General features: G+C 73.8%; 19 protein-coding genes. 12 read left to right on the top strand and 7 right to left on the bottom strand.

The window, feature by feature from the left end; all coding sequences use genetic code 11:
* The first annotated feature begins 85 nt into the window (after nucleotides 1-85).
* A complete protein-coding gene (locus EJG53_RS08830) occupies nucleotides 86-451 on the top strand; it encodes a darcynin family protein (protein ID WP_125044395.1) in 366 nt (121 codons plus the stop codon).
* Nucleotides 452-489: 38 nt separating this feature from the next.
* Here the strand turns inward: EJG53_RS08830 and EJG53_RS08825 are convergent, their stop codons facing one another.
* The gene (locus tag EJG53_RS08825) at nucleotides 490-1,236 is read right to left on the bottom strand and encodes a peptidyl-tRNA hydrolase (protein ID WP_125044394.1); all 747 of its coding nucleotides are present in this window, start codon (nucleotides 1,234-1,236) and stop codon (nucleotides 490-492) included.
* A gap of 86 nt (nucleotides 1,237-1,322) precedes the next feature.
* Here EJG53_RS08825 and EJG53_RS08820 point away from each other — a divergent pair, with 86 nt between their 5' ends.
* The 4 genes from EJG53_RS08820 to EJG53_RS08805 all read left to right on the top strand — a co-directional run bounded on the left by EJG53_RS08820 (nucleotide 1,323) and on the right by EJG53_RS08805 (nucleotide 3,946).
* Complete coding sequence (locus EJG53_RS08820; protein ID WP_030999902.1) at nucleotides 1,323-2,000, top strand: AIM24 family protein; 678 nt, start codon at nucleotides 1,323-1,325, stop codon at nucleotides 1,998-2,000.
* 43 nt (nucleotides 2,001-2,043) lie between these two features.
* Complete coding sequence (locus EJG53_RS08815) at nucleotides 2,044-3,018, top strand: ABC transporter ATP-binding protein (protein WP_125044393.1); 975 nt, start codon at nucleotides 2,044-2,046, stop codon at nucleotides 3,016-3,018.
* A complete protein-coding gene (locus tag EJG53_RS08810; protein ID WP_125044392.1) occupies nucleotides 3,015-3,683 on the top strand; it encodes an ABC transporter in 669 nt (222 codons plus the stop codon). The genes EJG53_RS08815 and EJG53_RS08810 overlap by 4 nt, the downstream gene beginning before the upstream one ends.
* Nucleotides 3,684-3,766: 83 nt before the next feature.
* Nucleotides 3,767-3,946, top strand: a complete 180-nt coding sequence (locus EJG53_RS08805; protein WP_030999897.1) for a hypothetical protein — start codon at nucleotides 3,767-3,769, stop codon at nucleotides 3,944-3,946.
* A 23-nt stretch (nucleotides 3,947-3,969) separates the two neighbouring features.
* On the opposite strand, the gene EJG53_RS08800 is transcribed toward EJG53_RS08805, so the two are convergent.
* Nucleotides 3,970-4,185 (bottom strand): EthD domain-containing protein, encoded by a 216-nt coding sequence (locus tag EJG53_RS08800; protein ID WP_244955057.1) that lies wholly within the window; start codon nucleotides 4,183-4,185, stop codon nucleotides 3,970-3,972.
* A 39-nt stretch (nucleotides 4,186-4,224) separates the two neighbouring features.
* Between EJG53_RS08800 and EJG53_RS08795 the strand changes: the two genes are divergently transcribed.
* Entirely contained in the window at nucleotides 4,225-4,587 is a 363-nt protein-coding gene (locus tag EJG53_RS08795; RefSeq protein WP_125044391.1) for a MerR family transcriptional regulator, read from the top strand.
* A gap of 134 nt (nucleotides 4,588-4,721) precedes the next feature.
* On the opposite strand, the gene EJG53_RS08785 is transcribed toward EJG53_RS08795, so the two are convergent.
* Nucleotides 4,722-6,089: an alkaline phosphatase PhoX gene (locus EJG53_RS08785; protein WP_125044389.1), complete on the bottom strand. Its 1,368-nt coding sequence runs from the start codon at nucleotides 6,087-6,089 to the stop codon at nucleotides 4,722-4,724.
* 138 nt (nucleotides 6,090-6,227) lie between these two features.
* The gene (zapE, locus tag EJG53_RS08780) at nucleotides 6,228-7,352 is read right to left on the bottom strand and encodes a cell division protein ZapE (RefSeq protein WP_371858668.1); all 1,125 of its coding nucleotides are present in this window, start codon (nucleotides 7,350-7,352) and stop codon (nucleotides 6,228-6,230) included.
* Nucleotides 7,353-7,741: 389 nt separating this feature from the next.
* Here zapE and EJG53_RS08775 point away from each other — a divergent pair, with 389 nt between their 5' ends.
* A complete protein-coding gene (locus EJG53_RS08775; protein WP_244955599.1) occupies nucleotides 7,742-8,452 on the top strand; it encodes a pyrimidine reductase family protein in 711 nt (236 codons plus the stop codon).
* A 161-nt stretch (nucleotides 8,453-8,613) separates the two neighbouring features.
* On the top strand, nucleotides 8,614-9,141 hold the full coding sequence (locus EJG53_RS08770) for an indole-3-glycerol phosphate synthase (RefSeq protein WP_125044387.1): 528 nt from the start codon (nucleotides 8,614-8,616) through the stop codon (nucleotides 9,139-9,141).
* Here the strand turns inward: EJG53_RS08770 and EJG53_RS08765 are convergent.
* Together EJG53_RS08765 and EJG53_RS08760 are read right to left on the bottom strand one after the other, a co-directional pair.
* The gene (locus EJG53_RS08765) at nucleotides 9,095-9,886 is read right to left on the bottom strand and encodes an ABC transporter ATP-binding protein (protein ID WP_125044386.1); all 792 of its coding nucleotides are present in this window, start codon (nucleotides 9,884-9,886) and stop codon (nucleotides 9,095-9,097) included. The two genes, EJG53_RS08770 and EJG53_RS08765, sit on opposite strands and share 47 nt — an antisense overlap.
* A 313-nt stretch (nucleotides 9,887-10,199) precedes the next feature.
* Nucleotides 10,200-11,312: an ABC transporter permease gene (locus EJG53_RS08760; RefSeq protein ID WP_125044385.1), complete on the bottom strand. Its 1,113-nt coding sequence runs from the start codon at nucleotides 11,310-11,312 to the stop codon at nucleotides 10,200-10,202.
* Between the two features lie 241 nt (nucleotides 11,313-11,553).
* Here EJG53_RS08760 and EJG53_RS08755 point away from each other — a divergent pair, with 241 nt between their 5' ends.
* From EJG53_RS08755 to msrB, 4 genes are all read left to right on the top strand, one after another.
* Nucleotides 11,554-12,744, top strand: coding sequence for a sensor histidine kinase (locus EJG53_RS08755; RefSeq protein ID WP_125049260.1), 1,191 nt, complete (start codon nucleotides 11,554-11,556; stop codon nucleotides 12,742-12,744).
* A complete protein-coding gene (locus EJG53_RS08750; RefSeq protein ID WP_125044384.1) occupies nucleotides 12,741-13,406 on the top strand; it encodes a response regulator in 666 nt (221 codons plus the stop codon). The genes EJG53_RS08755 and EJG53_RS08750 overlap by 4 nt, the downstream gene beginning before the upstream one ends.
* Nucleotides 13,407-13,502: 96 nt before the next feature.
* Nucleotides 13,503-14,909 (top strand): UDP-N-acetylmuramate--L-alanine ligase, encoded by a 1,407-nt coding sequence (gene murC / locus EJG53_RS08745; protein WP_125044383.1) that lies wholly within the window; start codon nucleotides 13,503-13,505, stop codon nucleotides 14,907-14,909.
* A gap of 15 nt (nucleotides 14,910-14,924) precedes the next feature.
* A complete protein-coding gene (gene msrB, locus EJG53_RS08740; RefSeq protein WP_125044382.1) occupies nucleotides 14,925-15,332 on the top strand; it encodes a peptide-methionine (R)-S-oxide reductase MsrB in 408 nt (135 codons plus the stop codon).
* A gap of 104 nt (nucleotides 15,333-15,436) precedes the next feature.
* Here msrB and EJG53_RS08735 read toward each other — a convergent pair whose 3' ends face one another.
* A complete protein-coding gene (locus EJG53_RS08735; RefSeq protein WP_125044381.1) occupies nucleotides 15,437-16,342 on the bottom strand; it encodes a metallophosphoesterase family protein in 906 nt (301 codons plus the stop codon).
* Between the last annotated feature and the right edge of the window lie 61 nt (nucleotides 16,343-16,403).

Below are 16,403 nucleotides of genomic sequence, written 5' to 3'. Positions count from 1 at the left end.
CGGCTCGCCGTCAGGCGGTCCGCGCGACCGTCACCCGTGGTGTCCACGACCGTCTTCACCCTGCCCCCACTCCGGAGGAACCGTCATGTCCGCACAGGAAACCGCACCGGTGGTCACCGCCTTCATGCTCATCAAGACCACGCCCGAGTGGCTCGCCATGACCCCGCACGAGCGGGTGGACGCTATAAGCACCAAGGTCATGCCGGTGGTCAAGGCCAAGACCACCGGCGTCCGGTCGCGCTTCTACGACACGGAGTTCTACTCCACCCGCGTCACCGACGTCTGGGTCTGGGAGGCCGACGACCACGCCGCGTACCAGCTCCTGATCGACGCGCTGCGGGAAACCCCGTTCTGGGACCGCTACTTCGAGATCGTCGACCTCCTCGTCGGCGTCGAGAACGGCTACGCCCGCACGTACAACGTCGACGCTGTCACGACCGTCGCCACCTGAGGTACCGTCCCTCCCGGGGCACCGGCCCTTCCCCGTGCCTAGACCTGCGCCCGCAGCGCCGGATGGTCGGCGACGACCGTGCACGAACCGGGTACGACCTCGGTGAACCCCGCGTCCCGCACCACCGGCAGGCCACTGGCGGTCAGTTCGGCCCACCGGTGGGGCGGGCAGGGGCGTACCGACAGGGGGAAGCCGGCCGCGCGCCAGGCGGCGCGGTCGGCCTCGGGCAGGGCCCACCAGGCCAGTTGCGCGCCGTGGCCCGTCTGGGCCATCGACTTGCCCGCCGACATGTCCAGTTCCGGGTTGAGCCACAGCACCGGGACACCGGTGGCGGGGGCGCCGGGCTCCCGCGGGTCGTCGAGGTGGGTGCCGGAGACCTGGAGGCGGGCCAGGTCCTTGGGCCAGCCGTCCAGCGGGACCGGCGGGAAGACCCGGACCTCGGCGCTCTCGCCGTGCACCGTGATGCCCGGCAGCGCCTCGGCGCGCCGCCACTCCGCGCCGCGCGCCCGGCGCACGACCTTGCGGATCCGGGCGTCCTCCCAGGCGTGCACGGCGGCCGCCCACTCGCCGTCGCCCGTCGCCCGCTCGTCCGAGAGCAGGGTCAGCACGGCCCGTGCCGAGGTCTCCAGCGCGTCCGTACGGGCGGGCGGGTCGTCCCGCTCGATCCGGACGACGAGGGGGAGGACGTACTGCGGCGCGGCGTCGCGGCCGGTCTCCGCCGAGCGGGGCGCGTCGGCGGCGGCGTCGGTCGGATCGCCGGGTCCGGCGAGATCGGTGCTGGTCACACGGACCAGTGTGCCAGCCGCCCGGAACGGCACCGCGCGGGCCGGCGCCTTGGCGGAACGGATCGTTCCGGGGGATTATCCTCCTTATGCACAGCGACCTCTTCGCCTCCGAGAACGTGGTCACGCCGGCCTCCGCGCCCGGCATGACCCTGCAGAACGCCAAATCGGTCAAGTACGCCGTGGACGGCGAGTGCTTCGCGCGCCAGGGCTCGATGGTCGCCTACCGGGGCGACCTGCAGTTCGAGAAGCAGGGGCAGGGCGTCGGCAAGTTCCTCAAGCGGGCCGTGACCGGCGAGGGCCTGGCCCTGATGGCCGTGCGCGGCCGCGGCGAGGTCTGGTTCGCGCACGAGGCCGCCAACTGTTTCATCGTCGACCTCGCCCCCGGCGACGGCCTCACCGTCAACGGCCGCAACGTGCTGTGCTTCGACCCGTCCCTGTCCTACGAGATCTCCACGGTCAAGGGCGCGGGCATGACCGGCGGCGGCCTGTTCAACTCCGTCTTCACCGGCCACGGCAAGCTGGCCGTGATGTGTGAGGGCAACCCCCTCGTCATCCCCGTGTCGCCGCAGGCCCCGGTGTTCGTGGACACCGACGCGGTGGTCGGCTGGACCGCGTCGCTGAAGACCTCGCTGCACCGTTCGCAGAGCCTCGGCTCGATGCTGCGCGGCGGTTCCGGCGAGGCGGTGCAGCTCCGGCTGGACGGTGAGGGTTTTGTGATCGTACGGCCCAGTGAGCTGCGCCCCGAGAAGGCGGCCGGGAACTGACGGCGGGGGCGGCGCGGCGACGGGGACGAGGGCCGGGGGACCGATGAGGCTGGACGGGGTCGGGCGGCGGTACGGGGTACGTGGCCCGTGGGTGCTGCGGAACATCGACCTCGACCTGCCGCGCCGGTCGCTGGTGCGGGTCGAGGGCCACAACGGCAGCGGCAAGTCGACGCTGCTGCGGATCGTGGCCGGGATCGACGCCCCCAGCAGGGGCCGGGTCACCGGGCGCCCGCGCAGCGCGTACGTACCCGAACGCTTCCCCGCCGCCCTGCCGTTCACGGCCGTCGGCTACCTCACCCACCTCGGGCGGATCCACGGCCTGCGCGGCCCCGCCGCGGCCCGCCGTGCCACGGACTGGCTCGAACGTTTCGGCGCCGGCGGCCACGCCCGTACGCCGCTCGCCGAGCTGTCCAAGGGCACCAGCCAGAAGGTCGCACTGACCCAGGCCCTGCTCGCCGAGCCGGAACTCCTCGTCCTCGACGAAGCCTGGACGGGCCTGGACCCGGCGGCCCGCGACGTCCTCGACCGGGCGGTGGCCGAGCGCGTCGCGGCGGGCGGCACGGTCGTCTTCGTCGACCACGACCCGCGGCGCCTGGCGGGCGCGGCCGACGCGCGGTACCGCGTCAGGGGAGACGGCCTGGACCGGCTCCCGGGCGGGGCGGGGACGGATCCGGGCGCGCGCCCGGCGGACGCGGAGACGGGCGCGCGCCCGGCGGAGGGCGACGATGCACCGCCGTCCGGCCCCCGAGTGATCATCGAGGCGGAGGCTCCCGGCGCAGCCGGACACCTCACCCCGCGCGACCTCGCCGGTCTCGCCGAGCTGCCGGGCCGGCCATACGTCACGCGGGGCCCGGACGGCGGTACGACGGTCCGGCTGGCCGTTGCCGCCGCCCACTCCGACGCGCTGCTGCGCGCCCTGCTCGCGGCGCACCCGCCCTGGCACATCCGCGCGGTCGCCCCGCCGCCACCCTCGTCCTCTCCCGCCGCCCCGGTCCCCGACGAAAACCGGTACCCGTGATCCCGCTCCTCCGCTACCGGTTCGCCCTGCTCCTGCGGTCGCACCGCTGGCTGCCGCCGGTCCTCCTGTATGCCGCCCTCCTCGCGGTGGGCGTGCAGAGCGGCGGGCCGATCCTCGACTCGTACGGTGTCGCCGCGTTCGGGCTGCTGCCCCTCGCCGCCTGGCTGTGCCGGATCTGCGTCACGGGCGAGCCGCCGGCCGCCCGCTCCTGCACGGCGGCGGCAGCCGGCCCCGGCAAGGCGCACTTCGCCGCCGTCCTGACGGGGAGCCTGTCGGCGGCGGGTCTCGCCCTCGTCGGTACGGCGTACGTCTCGCTCGTCGCCGACCCGCACGCCTCCGACCACCGGACCGCCGTCCCCGTGCTCGCCGCCGCCTGCGCCGGGCTGCTCGCCGGGCTGGTCTGCGTACTGCTCGGCACCGCCGTCGGGGCGCTCTGCAACTGGCCGGTGCTGCGCAGCACCGGCTGGTCGATCGTGTCCGGACTGCTCGCCGCGCTCCTGCTGCTGATCGGGAGCGCCTCGCCCGCGAACGCCGCCGTCTCCGGACTGGTCACCGGCTCCGCCCACGGAACGGTCACCCTGCCCTGGCTGCCGCTGCTCGCCGGCCTGCTGATCGCGGGCGCCGCCACGGCCCTGGCCTGCCGCCTCAGCTCCCGCCGCATCTGACGAGCGCCCCCGCCACGGCACATACGCCCGCTCGCACGCCCGCCCCTACGCCCGATCGCACGCCCGCGCGTACGATCGGACGTATGCCGGGCACCGAAGAAGAGCAGCCGAACCGTACGGACGAAGGGGCGGACAGCGGTCCGCCCCTCGCCGACTGCGTGCACTGCGGCGAGCCCACCGAGTACCCCGCCGACCGGCCCGGGGCGCTCCTGTGCCCGCACTGCGAATGGCTGGAGGCCCAGCGCTCGGCCTGCTCGGGGTAGGGCGCGTCTTTCGAGCCGGTCCGTCACATGACCTTCTTCTCCTCGGTGACCATCACGGCCACCGATTCCATGTCGATGAAGCGTGCTTCGTCGGGGTTGACCAGCGTCCGGTAGTTCTCGGAGGCGAAGAAGGCGTCGTGATCCTCCCAGTTCTCGAACCAGATCTCCGTCAGGCCGTCGTAGGCCCGGGGCGGATAGTTTCCGGCGGGGACCGGGTGGGAGACGGTGTACTTGCGCACGTAGCGCTCCGCCTCCGGGACGAAGGTGAACAGCGGCGCGTGCCGGTCCCGGTGGAGGGAGCCAGCCGCCGGTCGCTGCGCTACTACGAGGAGCAGGGCCTGCTCGTCAGCTCCCGCTCACCCGGCGGACAGCGCCACTACGAGGACGAGCACGTTCGGCGGGTGCGCCTCATCCAGGCGTTCCTGGCGGCGGGCATGCCCAGCAGCACCATCGCCGAGATGGCGCCCTGCATGGCCGAGCCGAGCGAGGACAGGGCGCGGCAGGCACTGGAACTCATGGGCCGCGAGCGGGCCCGGCTGTCCGAGGCCATCGACGGCCTTGCCGCCGCCAGGGCCGCACTGGACCACCTCATCGAGGACAACTACGCGTACCTGGCACGGTCGGCGGGCGACGGACCGTGAACCGGTCACGACGGCCCCGCCGGCGGCCACCCCGCCTCGGTGTCCGGCCCGGCAGCAACGGCTCGATCCGCGCCCACCGCGCATCGGTCAACGACATGCGCGGACCACCGTTCAGATGATCCGAACGGAACGGGCTAGTCCTCCCAGGGCCCGGTGACCGCGAACGTCGTGCCGGGCGTGTAGCAGTTGACGTACATCGTGCGGTGGTCGGGGGAGAAGGTGACCCCCGCGAACTCGCCCCACTCGGGCTTCTCCGGTGTGCCGATGTTCTGCCGGCCGCGGGCCACCGGGTACACCGTGCCGCGCCGGGTCAGGCCGAAGACGTGCTGCGCGCCGTCGCCGTCCTCGCACACCATCAGCCCGCCGCCGGGCGCCAGGCAGATGTTGTCGGGGGACTCGCCGGGCAGTTGCACGTCGGCGTCCGGGCCGAAGACGACCACCAGCGTGAGGCGGCGCGCGCCCGGGTCGTACCGCCACACCTGGCCCTGGTGGTCGGCGGCCGAACCGTCCTTGCTCCGCGCGAAGCTGGAGACGAAGTAGACGCTGGAGCCGCCCCAGTAGCAGCCCTCCAGCTTCTGCGCGTGGGTGATGCCGCGCGGCCCGAAGTCCTGGAAGCGGACGGGGGTCTGCCGCGCGAGCGGGTCGGGGACGTCCACCCACTCCACGTGGCGGAAGCTGGTGCCGGGCTCCTGGACGGCGGAGAGGTCCTTGACGTCCGGTACGCGCAGGGCCTGGAGCCGTCCGCCGGCCCGCAGGGAGCCCCGGCCGCCCAGCGGCTTGGCCGGCCGGAACCGGTAGAAGAGACCGAACGGCTTGTCGAAGGCGTCCTCGGTCTCGTAGACCGTGCCGGTCTCGGGGTCGACGGCTATGGCCTCGTGCTGGAAGCGGCCCATGGCGGTCAGCGGTACGGCGCCGGTGCGGCGCGGGTCGTACGGGTCGACCTCGAAGATGAAGCCGTGGTCCTTGGTGTACCCGCCCTCGCCCGCCCGTAGCTCGGTCTCCTCGCAGGTGAGCCAGGTGTGCCACGGGGTGGGCCCGCCCGCGCAGTTGGTGGACGTACCGGCGATGGCGACGCGCTCGGACAGCACGCGGTGGTGCTGGTCCACCTCCAGCGCCGTACAGCCGCCCTCGCCCGCCGGGTCGTAGGTCAGGCCGTCGACGGCGGGGACGGGGACGCGGGACTTGCTGCGGTTCTCGTGGTTGCGTACGAGGTGGACGCGGCCGTGGCGGCCCGGGAAGGCCGCCATGCCGTCGTGGTTGCTCGGTATGCGGCCCTCGCCGGAGGGCAGCGGAAGGCCCTCACGGGACAGCACCCGGTACCGGAACCCCTTCGGCAGGTCGAGCAGACCCGCCGGGTCGGGTATCAGGGGGCCGTAGCCGTGCCGGCCCGCGCTCCGGGCGGTGGCGGTGCCGGCGAAGACCTCGGGGACGCTGCCGGCGAAGGCGATCGATACGCCCAGCGCGCCGGTTCTTGCCAGGACCTGACGACGTGTCGCGGACATGGGCAACTCCCTGCTGGCGGACAGGTGATGTGACCCGCATGTGTGTACCACGCACGTCGGCCGCCGGGAACCGGCCGCGCGCGGACCCGGAACCCGGTGTACCGGCCGGGAGCCGCGACTACGTCCCCGTCCTGACCGCTACCCCTCCACCAGCGGCTTGGCGTCCCGGGCCAGCGCCGTGAGCCGGGAGATGGCGCGGAAGTACTTCTTCCGGTAGCCGCCCTTGAGCATCTCCTCGCTGAACAGCGCGTCGAACGGCTTGCCCGCCGCCACCACCGGCACCTCCCGGTCGTACAGCCGGTCCGCGAGGACGACCAGGCGCAGCGCGGTGGACTGGTCCGGCACCGCCTGCACATCGGTCAGGCAGACGGCGGTGATCCCGTCGCACATCGCCCCGTACCGGCTGGGGTGCACCTTCGAGAGGTGGTCCAGCAGCGACGGGAAGTCGTCGAGCGAGGCGCCGGGGGTGCGGTGGGCGACGCGGCTGACGGTCGCGTCGTCGAACGGGGGCGGGGCCTCGGGCAGCCCGCGGTGGCGGTAGTCCTCGCCGTCGATGCGCAGCGGCCGGAAGTGGGCGCTCAGGCCCTGGATCTCGCGCAGGAAGTCGGCCGCGGCGAAGCGGCCTTCGCCCAGTTTGCCGGGGAGCGTGTTGGAGGTGGCGGCGAGCGCGACGCCCGCCTCGACCAGCCGGCTCAGCAGGCTGGAGACGAGCACCGTGTCACCGGGGTCGTCCAGTTCGAACTCGTCGATGCACAGCAGGCGGTGACCGCTGAGCGTCTGCACGGTCTGCTGGAATCCGAGTGCGCCGACCAGGTTCGTCAGCTCCACGAACGTGCCGAACGCCTTGAGCGCGGGCTCGGCGGGGGTCGCGTGCCAGAGGGAGGCCAGCAGGTGCGTCTTGCCGACGCCGTATCCGCCGTCCAGGTAGACGCCGCGCGGGCCCGAGGGGGCCGCGGCCTTCTTGGCGCTCCGGCCGAACCAGCGCCGCTTGCCGCCGGCCGGGTCCGTACCGCCGCCGATGCCCGCGGCGAAGCCGCTCAGGACCTCTACGGCCGCGGCCTGGCTGGGCTGGTCAGGGTCCGGGATGTACGTCTCGAAGCGCGCGCTCTGGAACCGCGGCGGCGGGACCATCTCCGCCACCAGGCGGTCGGCCGGGACGTGCGGCGCGCGCGAGGTGAGCGCGGCGGGGGCCGCTCCGGCCCCGTCGGCCGGCGGCCCGGCTATGGGGGAGGACTGGGATGACGAGGGCTGGGAAGGCGACACAGCCGTCCAGCCTAGCCGCTGTGCGGGAGGACTCCGCCGGGTGAGCGAGGCATGTCACACTGCCGCCTATGCGACGCCTGTTTCCCCTTCCCGCCCCGCCCGTGCCGTCCGGTGATTTCCCGCATACCGCGGATACTCCGCGGGACGGGAATTCCGCCTCGGTCGCGTCCGCTCTCGCGGCGGAACCTGGCGCCATTGCCGGAACCGCGACGGGGACCGACGCCGGAGCCCTTTCCGGCGCCCCGGATTCCGGTACGGCGGGCCCTGCCGATTCCACTACGGCCGATTCCGCTGATTCCCGTACGGCGGGTCCGGCCGATTTCCGTACGGCCGCCGGCGCCGGTTCCGCACCGGCCGGCGCCGCCGATTTCGCCGACCGCCGGTGGGGCCTGGACGAACTGGCCGACGCCTACGCGTACCCCCGTCTCGACGCGGGAGCGGGCTGGCTCCGCGCGAACATGGTCTCCTCGCTGGACGGCGCGGCCCACCACGAAGGCCGCTCGCAGCCGCTCTCCAGTGACGCGGACATGCGGATCTTCGGTGTGCTGCGCGGCCTCGCGGACGCGGTGGTCGTCGGCGCCGAGACCGTACGCAAGGAGGGCTACCGCCCGGCCCGCGCCCGCGAGGCGTTCGCGGCGCGCCGGGCCGCCGCCGGGCAGCCGCCCGCCCCCGTCATCGCGGTGGTCACCGCCAGCCTGGACCTGGACTTCGCGCAGCCGCTGTTCACCGAGCCGCTGGTGCCGACGGTCGTGGTGACCGGCGCGGGGGCCGACGAGGACCGGGTGCGGACCGCGCGCAAGGCCGGTGCCGAGGTCGTCTTCGCCGGTGAGGGGGCCGCCGTCGACCCGTCGCGGGTGGTCGGCGCGCTGGCCGGGCGGGGTCTGACCAGGCTGCTGACGGAGGGCGGGCCCCGGCTCCTGGGTCAGTTCGCCGGAAGCGGGGCACTCGACGAGTTGTGCCTCTCGCTGGCACCGCTGGTGGTCGCCGGCGACGCGTCGCGCATCATGAACGCGCCGGTGACGACCGTTCCGGAGACATTCGAACTCGCGTCCGTACTGGAGGAGGCCGGCTTCCTGTTCACCCGCTACCGCCGGTCCTGAACAAAAGGCGGAATTATCCGTTCCGCTTAGCTTCCGCTGGGCACACTAAAGGCCAACAGGTCCCGTGTGGCGACGGGGCAGGATGGTTTCTGTCGGTCCGCTCCCCGGACGGGCCGCGAGAGATGAGAAGAAGGGCGCCCGCCGTGTTCACGAGCGTATTGATGATCGAGAAGCCCCTGACGCCCGCCGACGTGGAGTTCGTCACCACGCTGCACGGCGACGACCAGGTCTCCTTCGTCGTCCTCATGCAGCCGCGCGGCAATCAGGACCGCCTGCTCAGGGCCATCGACGATGTCGCCCTGGGCGAGTTCGAGGACGCCGTACGGGAAGGCGACGAGCCGGAGGGCGACCAGGCGGAGCCGCCCGCCGAGCGCGCCCTGTCCTACACCCTGCACGCCCTGCGGGAGGCGGGCGCCGAGGCGATCGGGCAGGTCGTCGAGGACCACCCGCTGGACCTGCTGCGGTCGGTCGTCGACGAGACCGGTGCCGACGAGGTGATCGTGCTGACCGCCCCGCACTTCGTCGAGGAGTTCTTCCACCGCGACTGGGCCTCCCGCGCCCGGCACAAGGTCGGCGTGCCCGTGCTGAAGCTCTTCTCGCACGCGGCCGACGACCCGGCCCAGGACGTGGCGCACAACCCGGTCAAGGGCCCGGCCGACGGCTCCGCCGGGGATTCCGCCGGAGGCTGAGCCGCCCGTCCGGCAGTCGGCCGAGCCGCCCGTCCAGCATCTCCGCGACCGCGTCCACCGCGTCCAGGTGGGCGCGGTCGTGCGTGACCAGGACGGTCGCGGTGGCGCGCCGGCGGGTGAGCGTGGTGAGCAGGTCGAGGACGGCGGCGCCGCGCTCGTGGTCCAGCGCGCTGGTCGGCTCGTCGACCAGCAGGACGGCCGGCTCGTTCATCAGCGCCCTGGCGATGTTGACCCGCTGCCGCTGGCCGCCCGAGAGCTGGTGCGGGCGGCGCGCCGCCTGGTCGGCCAGACCGACCGCGTCGAGCAGCTCCAGGGCCCGCGGCCGGGCGGCGCGCGGCGTCCGGCCGTCCAGGTGCGCCATCACCTGCAACTGCTCCGCGGCCGTCAGGGAGGGCAGCAGGTTGGGCTGCTGGAAGACCATGCCGACGCGGGTACGGCGCAGCGTGGTCAGCTCGGCCCGGCTCATCCCGGTGGTGTCCGTACCGTCGATCACCACCCGCCCGGCCTCCGGGGTGATCAGCGTGGCGGCCACCGCCAGCAGGCTGGACTTGCCGGAGCCGGAGGGCCCGACCACGGCGGTCACGGACCCCGGCGGCACGGTCAGCGTCACGTCGTCGAGGGCGGTGAGGCGGCCGGCGCCGTCCGGGTAGGTGAGGGTGACACCGGTGAGGGCGAGACCGGCGGAGGGGGCGGTTCCGGTTGCGGGGCTCGTGTGGGGCCGGGGGGTGGCGGGGTTCGTCTTCATGAGGTCCGTCGCTGAGTAGGGAATCGGGTGGGGCGCGGGGCGGGGGAGCGCTGTACGGTCCGGTCTTTCGCGTTCGCGGAATCGGAATCCGTATCCGTACGGAGCGGTACGGGATCGGGGCCGAAATCGGGACCTGGACCGGAATCGGAACGGGGACCAGGGCCCGCGCCGGAATTCCCGGCACCGGTTCCCGAATGGCGAAGGCCGTACGCCGGGCCGCTCCGGAAATTGCGCGTGGAACAGTCCGGGTGGAGCGGTCCGGGCGGGGAAACGCTTTCACGGATACCGTTCGGGAAGGGGAAACCCGCCGGTCTCACCGCGCGCTCCCCAGCGCCGTCAGCGGGTCGACGGCCGTGATGCGGCGGATGGACAGCGCGGCGCCGACGGCCCCCAGCGCGATCATGACCAGGGCCGGGACCAGGACCGTGGCCGGGTCCAGGACGAACGGCACGGTGCCGCCGACGGCCGCGCCGGCCGCGGCCGCGAGCGCGGTGCCCACGCCCGTACCGATCACCAGCAGGACGACCGCCTGGCCGAGCGCGTCCCGCAGCAGGTAGCGGGTGGGCGCGCCGAGCGCCTTGAGCACCGCGACGTCGCCGCTGCGCTGGATCGTCCAGACCGTGAAGAACGCGCCGATGACCAGCGCCGAGATGGCGAAGAGGAAGCCGCGCATGAGCTGGAGGGAACCGTTCTCCGCGGTGTACGAGCCGATGGCGTTCAGCGCTTCGCCGGTCGTGACGGTACGGGTGCCGAGCTGCCGGTCGGCGGCGGCCAGCGCGGCGTCCGAGGAGGTGGTGAGGGCGACCACGGTGGCCGAGTCGGCCCCGCCGCCGGAGGTCCGGGAAGCGGAACCCCCGGCCACCCCTGCCCAGTCGTCCAGCGACGTCCAGACCACCGGCGTGTGGCTGTACATGGCCTCGCCCGCCACCGCGGCGGCCGTCAGCGTCCGCCCGTTCAGTGTGAACGTGCCGCCGGCCCGTACGCCCAGCTCGTCCGCGGCTTTCGCGGACAGCACCGCCGAGCCGTCCGCGATCCGTCCGGCCCCGGGCGCCAGGTGCGAGCCGGGCCGTACCCCGAAGGCGGACAGCGCGGCGGTCCGCCGGTCCGTGCCGCCGCCCGCCGTGGCCTTGGCCGTACCGATCCCCAGCGGCTCCGCCGAGCCGACGCCCGGCACCTTCGCCCAGGACTCCCAGGTCCGCCTGTCGACGTGCGAGTCGGTGAACGAGACGTCGTCGCCGCCGTCCAGGGGCGCGGCGAAGGCGAGGCGGTCGGCGGGCAGCGAGGTGAGGGCCGAGGTGTTCTCCCGGCCCAGGCCCGCCGTCAGGCCGGACAGCAGCCCCACCAGCACCGTGATCAGCACGATGACGGTGCCCATGAGGGCGAACCGGCCCTTGGCGAATCTCAGGTCTCTCCAGGCGACGAACACGGGGGCTGGGCCATCCTTCCGAGGGGCGCCGGGCCCGGTGCCCGGCGGCTGCCCCCACCGTCGCCCGGGGAGGGGGCGCCGGGCATCGCGCCCCGGAGTGCTTCACCCGCATCGAAAGGCCGGGTCCGCCCTCCACCTTTTGATTGATGCCGGTACGCGTCCGGGCGCCTAGCCTGGAAGGGCTGTGACTCCCCACTCCCTGACCCCCGCCCTGCGGGTGCTGCGCGGCTGCCTGCACCTGATGGTGGCCGCCCTGCTGGCGCTCGCCGCCGTACGGGCCGTCGCCGACCACAGCCCGGACGCCCCGGCCGTCGTCGGCGCCGCCGTCCTGCTGCTCGCCGTGTACGCGGTCGGCCCCACGCTGCCGCCGGTCCGCACCTCGACGGCCGTCGCGGTGCTCTGGCTCGCCGCCGTCATGGCGGTGTGGGCCGTGCTGCTCGCCCTCACGCCCCTCGGCGTCTGGCTCGCCTTCCCGCTCTTCTTCGTCCAGCTCCACCTGCTCCCGCTGCGCTGGGCGCTGCCCGCCGTCCTGGTCACCACCCTCGTCGCGATCGGCGGGTTCGGCTGGCACACCCGTACGCTCACCGTCGGTACGGTCGTCGGCCCCGCGCTGGGCGCGGCGGTCGCCGTCGCCGTCGTCCTCGGCTACCAGGCCCTCTACCGGGAGAGCGAGCAGCGCCGCCGCCTCATCGAGGAGCTGACCGCGGCCCGCAGCGACCTCGCGGCCGCCGAGCACGCCGCCGGGGTGCTCGCCGAGCGGGAACGGCTCGCCCGCGAGATCCACGACACCCTCGCGCAGGGCCTCTCCAGCATCCAGTTGCTGCTGCGGGCCGCGGAACGGGCGATGGAGCGGCGGCCGGACAGCGCCACCGCGCTCGGCCACGTCCGGCAGGCCCGGCAGGCCGCCGTCGACAACCTCGCCGAGGCCCGCCGTTTCGTCCGGGCGCTCAGCCCGCCCGACCTGGAGGCCGGGACCCTGCCCGCCGCCCTGGAACGGCTGTGCGCCACCACCGCGCGCTCCTCCGGCCTGGCCGTGCACTGCCAGGTCTCCGGGGCGCCCGTCGAGCTGCCCACCCCGCACGAGGTCGCGCTGCTGCGCATCGCGCAGTCCGCACTGGCCAACGCCGTCCAGCACGCGCACGCCGGCCGGGCCGAGCTGACCCTCTCCTACATGGACACCGAGGTCGCCCTCGACGTGGTGGACGACGGGACGGGCTTCGCGCCCGACGCGGTGCCGTCCCCCGGCTCCGGCGCCGCCGAAGGCACCGGCTTCGGGCTGGCCGCGATGCGCGCCCGCGCCCGCGCGCTGCGCGGCACGCTGGCCGTGGAGTCGGCGCCCGGCGAGGGCACGGCGGTCGCCGTCACCCTGCCGTACGCACAACCGGCCGCCCCCGACGCCCCCGAACCCCCTCCCGAACAGGCCACCGCGTGACCCACCGCCCCGAGACCGGCCCCGGCCCCGATACCACCACCATCGGCCTCCTCCTCGCCGACGACCACCCGGTCGTACGGGCCGGACTGCGCGCCGTCCTGGAGACCGAGCCGGACTTCGAGGTCGTCGCGGACGTCCCCACGGCCGAGGAGGCCGTCGAACGGGCCGCCCGGCCGGACGTCGACGTCGTCCTGATGGACCTCCAGTTCGGCGGGCGGATGCTCGGCTCGCAGGCCACCGCCGCCATCACCGCCCGCGAGGACGCCCCGCGCGTCCTCGTCCTGACCACGTTCGACACCGACGCGGACATCCTCGCCGCCATCGAGGCCGGGGCCACCGGCTACCTCCTCAAGGACGCGCCGCCCGAGGAGCTGGCCGCGGCCGTCCGTACCGCGGCGGCCGGCAAGTCCGCCCTCGCGCCGACCGTCGCCCTGCGCCTGATGGACCGGATGCGGGCGCCCGCCACGGCCCTCTCCCGGCGCGAGACCGAGGTGCTGCAACTGGTCGCCGACGGCCTGTCCAACGCCCGGATCAGCAAGCGGCTCTTCCTCAGCCAGGCCACCGTCAAGTCCCACCTGGTGCACATCTACGCCAAGCTGGGCGTCGACTCCCGTACGTCGGCGGTCGCCGCGGCCACCGCGCGCGGGCTGATCCGCCGCTGAACCGGTACCCCGGCCCGCCCGGCACGGGCTGTCGGTGCCGGGTGCGAGAATCGTGCGCGTACGGACCGAAGAGATCGACGAGCAGGAGACTGACGCATGGCACCGTCCCCGGGCATCCCCGACGCGATGGACCGACCGCACTTCATCGGCATCGGCGGCGCCGGGATGTCCGGCATTGCGAAGATCCTCGCGCAGCGCGGCGCCCGGGTCGCGGGCAGCGACGCCAAGGAGTCGGCGACCGTCCGCGCCCTGCGCGACGCCGGCGCCACGGTCCACCTCGGGCACGCCGCCGCCCACCTGGCCGAGGACGCCACCAGCGTCGTCGTCTCCTCCGCGATCCGCGACGACAACCCGGAGCTGGCCGCCGCCCGCGAGCGCGGCATCCCCGTCGTGCACCGCTCCGACGCGCTCGCCGCCCTGATGGACGGCCTGCGCCCGATCGCCGTGGCCGGCACCCACGGCAAGACGACCACCACCTCCATGCTGGCCGTCTCCCTCGGCTCGCTGGGCCTGTCCCCGTCGTACGCGATCGGCGGCGACCTGGACGCCCCCGGCTCCAACGCCGAGCACGGCAGCGGCGAGATCTTCGTGGCCGAGGCGGACGAGAGCGACCGCAGCTTCCACAAGTACGCGCCCGAGGTCGCCATCGTCCTCAACGTGGAGCTGGACCACCACGCCAACTACGCCTCGATGGACGAGATCTACGAGTCCTTCGAGACCTTCGCCGGCCGTATCCGCCCCGGCGGCACCCTGGTCGTCTCCGCCGACCACCCCGGCGCCCGCGAGCTGACCGCCCGCCTCTCCGGCCGCCTGGACATCGAGATCGTCACCTACGGCGAGGCCGAGGACGCCGACGTACGGGTCCACAAGATCAACCAGCGGGGGCTGACCAGCGAGGTCACCGTCGTCCTCGCCAACGGCAAGGTCCTCACCTTCACCGTCTCCGTACCCGGCCGGCACTACGCCCTGAACGCCGTCGCGGCCCTCGCCGCCGGCACCGCGCTCGGCCTCCCGCCGCACAACCTGGCCTCCGCGCTCGGCACGTACACCGGCGTCAAGCGCCGCCTCCAGCTCCAGGGCGAGGCGGCCGGCGTGCAGGTCATCGACTCCTACGCGCACCACCCCACCGAGATGACCGCCGACCTGGAGGCCATCCGCGGCGCCGCCACCGGCTCCCGCGTCCTGGTCGTCTTCCAGCCGCACCTCTTCTCCCGCACCCAGGAGCTGGGCAAGGAGATGGGCGAGGCGCTCACCCTCGCCGACGCCTCCGTCGTGCTGGACATCTACCCGGCCCGTGAGGACCCGGTCCCGGGCGTCACCAGCGCCCTGATCATCGACGCGGCCCGGGCCAAGGGCGCCCGGGTGACCGCCGAGTCCGACATGTCCGCGATTCCCGAGGTGGTGGCAGGAATGGCCGAGCCCGGCGACCTTGTTCTCACCATGGGCGCGGGCGACGTGACCGAACTCGGCCCGCAGATCCTCGCGCGCCTGCGGAACCGATAGGAAGCAGAGGGACTCATGCCGTACGAGATCGACAAGCCGGACGAGCAGTGGCGCGCCGAGCTGACCCCGCAGGAGTACCAGGTCCTGCGCCAGGGCGGCACGGAGCCCGCGTTCGTCGGTGAGTACACCGACACCAAGACGGCGGGCGTCTACTCCTGCCGCGCCTGCGGTGCCGAACTGTTCCGCTCGGAGACCAAGTTCGAGAGCCACTGCGGCTGGCCGTCCTTCTACGACCCGAAGGACAGCGACGCCGTCGAGCTCCTCCAGGACCGCTCGCACGGCATGGTCCGCACGGAGGTCCGCTGCGCCCGCTGCGGCTCCCACCTCGGCCATGTCTTCGAGGGGGAGGGCTACCCGACCCCGACGGACCAGCGGTACTGCATCAACTCCATCTCGGTGCGGCTGGCGCCGGACGAGGGCTGATCACAGGGCCGCCGGACGGGAGCTGACCACGGGGCCGCCGGGCCCGGCGCGGTGCCGGCCCGGCGGCCGTACGGTGCGTACCCGCTCCCGGCTGCTTCGCTCCGTCAGAACTGCGGCGCCCGCGCCACGGCAGGCAGGATCTGCACCTGCTGCCCCGGAGCCGCCTTGCGGCGGCGCCATTCGCGCGGGTAGCCCAGGGACACCTCCACATGCGGGATGCCGTCCACCTCGATGGTGCGCGGAATGTGCAGATGGCCGTAGACGACGCTGGCGGCGCGGAACCGGCGCGGCCAGTCGGCGGTGGCCTCGGTGCCGCACCACAGGGCGAACTCCGGGTGCCACAGCGGCGCGGTGGGCTCGCGGACGATCGGCCAGTGGTTGACCAGCACCGTGGGCAGGTCCTCGGGGATCTCGGCGAGCCGCGCCTCGGTGGCCGCCACCCGGGCCCGGCACCACGCCTCCCGGGTCGGGTACGGGTCCGGGTGCAGGAAGAACTCGTCCGTGCAGACCACCCCGGCCTCCTCGGCGACCGCCAGCGCCGCCTCCTTGGTGTGGGTGCCGGGCGGCCGGAAGGTGTAGTCGTACAGCGCGAAGAGCGGGGCGATCACCGCCGGGCCGCCCTCGCCCTCCCAGACGGGGTAGGGGTCCTCGGGCGTCAGCACGCCCAGCTCCCGGCAGATCTCCACCAGGTGCTCGTAGCGCCGGACCCCGCGCAGTTGCACGGGGTCGTTGGACGGGGTCCACAGCTCGTGGTTGCCGGGCACCCAGATCACTTTGGCGAAACGGCTGCTGAGCACGGTCAGCGCCCAGCGGATGTCCGCGACGTACTCGCCGATGTCCCCGGCCACCAGCAGCCAGTCGGCGTCCGAGGCGGGCCGCAGCCGGTCGACGATCGCGCGGTTCTCCTCGTAGCGGATGTGCAGGTCGCTGATGGCCATCAGCCTGCCGGGCGCGGCCCCTTCCCGGTCGGCCTCGGCGGTGCGGTCTGCTTCGGAGCATGGGATCTGCATGACCTGACGGTAGGACAGGAAGCCGGGGCGTGGACATGCCGGGGGGTGGGCTGTTGGACAC

It is taken from the genome of Streptomyces chrestomyceticus JCM 4735 (genome assembly GCF_003865135.1).
Lineage (GTDB): Bacteria > Actinomycetota > Actinomycetes > Streptomycetales > Streptomycetaceae > Streptomyces > Streptomyces chrestomyceticus.
Note: the sequence above shows the minus strand (reverse complement) of the source record. Positions and strands in the feature narration are given on the sequence as shown.

Coding starts and splice junctions, on each gene's coding strand:
- EJG53_RS08830 (WP_125044395.1), top strand. CDS start 86: ATGTCCGCACAGGAAACCGCACCGGTGGTCACCGCCTTCATGCTCATC.
- EJG53_RS08820 (WP_030999902.1), top strand. CDS start 1,323: ATGCACAGCGACCTCTTCGCCTCCGAGAACGTGGTCACGCCGGCCTCC.
- EJG53_RS08815 (WP_125044393.1), top strand. CDS start 2,044: ATGAGGCTGGACGGGGTCGGGCGGCGGTACGGGGTACGTGGCCCGTGG.
- EJG53_RS08805 (WP_030999897.1), top strand. CDS start 3,767: ATGCCGGGCACCGAAGAAGAGCAGCCGAACCGTACGGACGAAGGGGCG.
- EJG53_RS08785 (WP_125044389.1), bottom strand. CDS start 6,089: ATGTCCGCGACACGTCGTCAGGTCCTGGCAAGAACCGGCGCGCTGGGC.
- EJG53_RS08770 (WP_125044387.1), top strand. CDS start 8,614: ATGATCGAGAAGCCCCTGACGCCCGCCGACGTGGAGTTCGTCACCACG.
- EJG53_RS08765 (WP_125044386.1), bottom strand. CDS start 9,886: ATGAAGACGAACCCCGCCACCCCCCGGCCCCACACGAGCCCCGCAACC.
- EJG53_RS08755 (WP_125049260.1), top strand. CDS start 11,554: ATGGTGGCCGCCCTGCTGGCGCTCGCCGCCGTACGGGCCGTCGCCGAC.
- murC (WP_125044383.1), top strand. CDS start 13,503: ATGGCACCGTCCCCGGGCATCCCCGACGCGATGGACCGACCGCACTTC.
- msrB (WP_125044382.1), top strand. CDS start 14,925: ATGCCGTACGAGATCGACAAGCCGGACGAGCAGTGGCGCGCCGAGCTG.
- EJG53_RS08735 (WP_125044381.1), bottom strand. CDS start 16,342: ATGCAGATCCCATGCTCCGAAGCAGACCGCACCGCCGAGGCCGACCGG.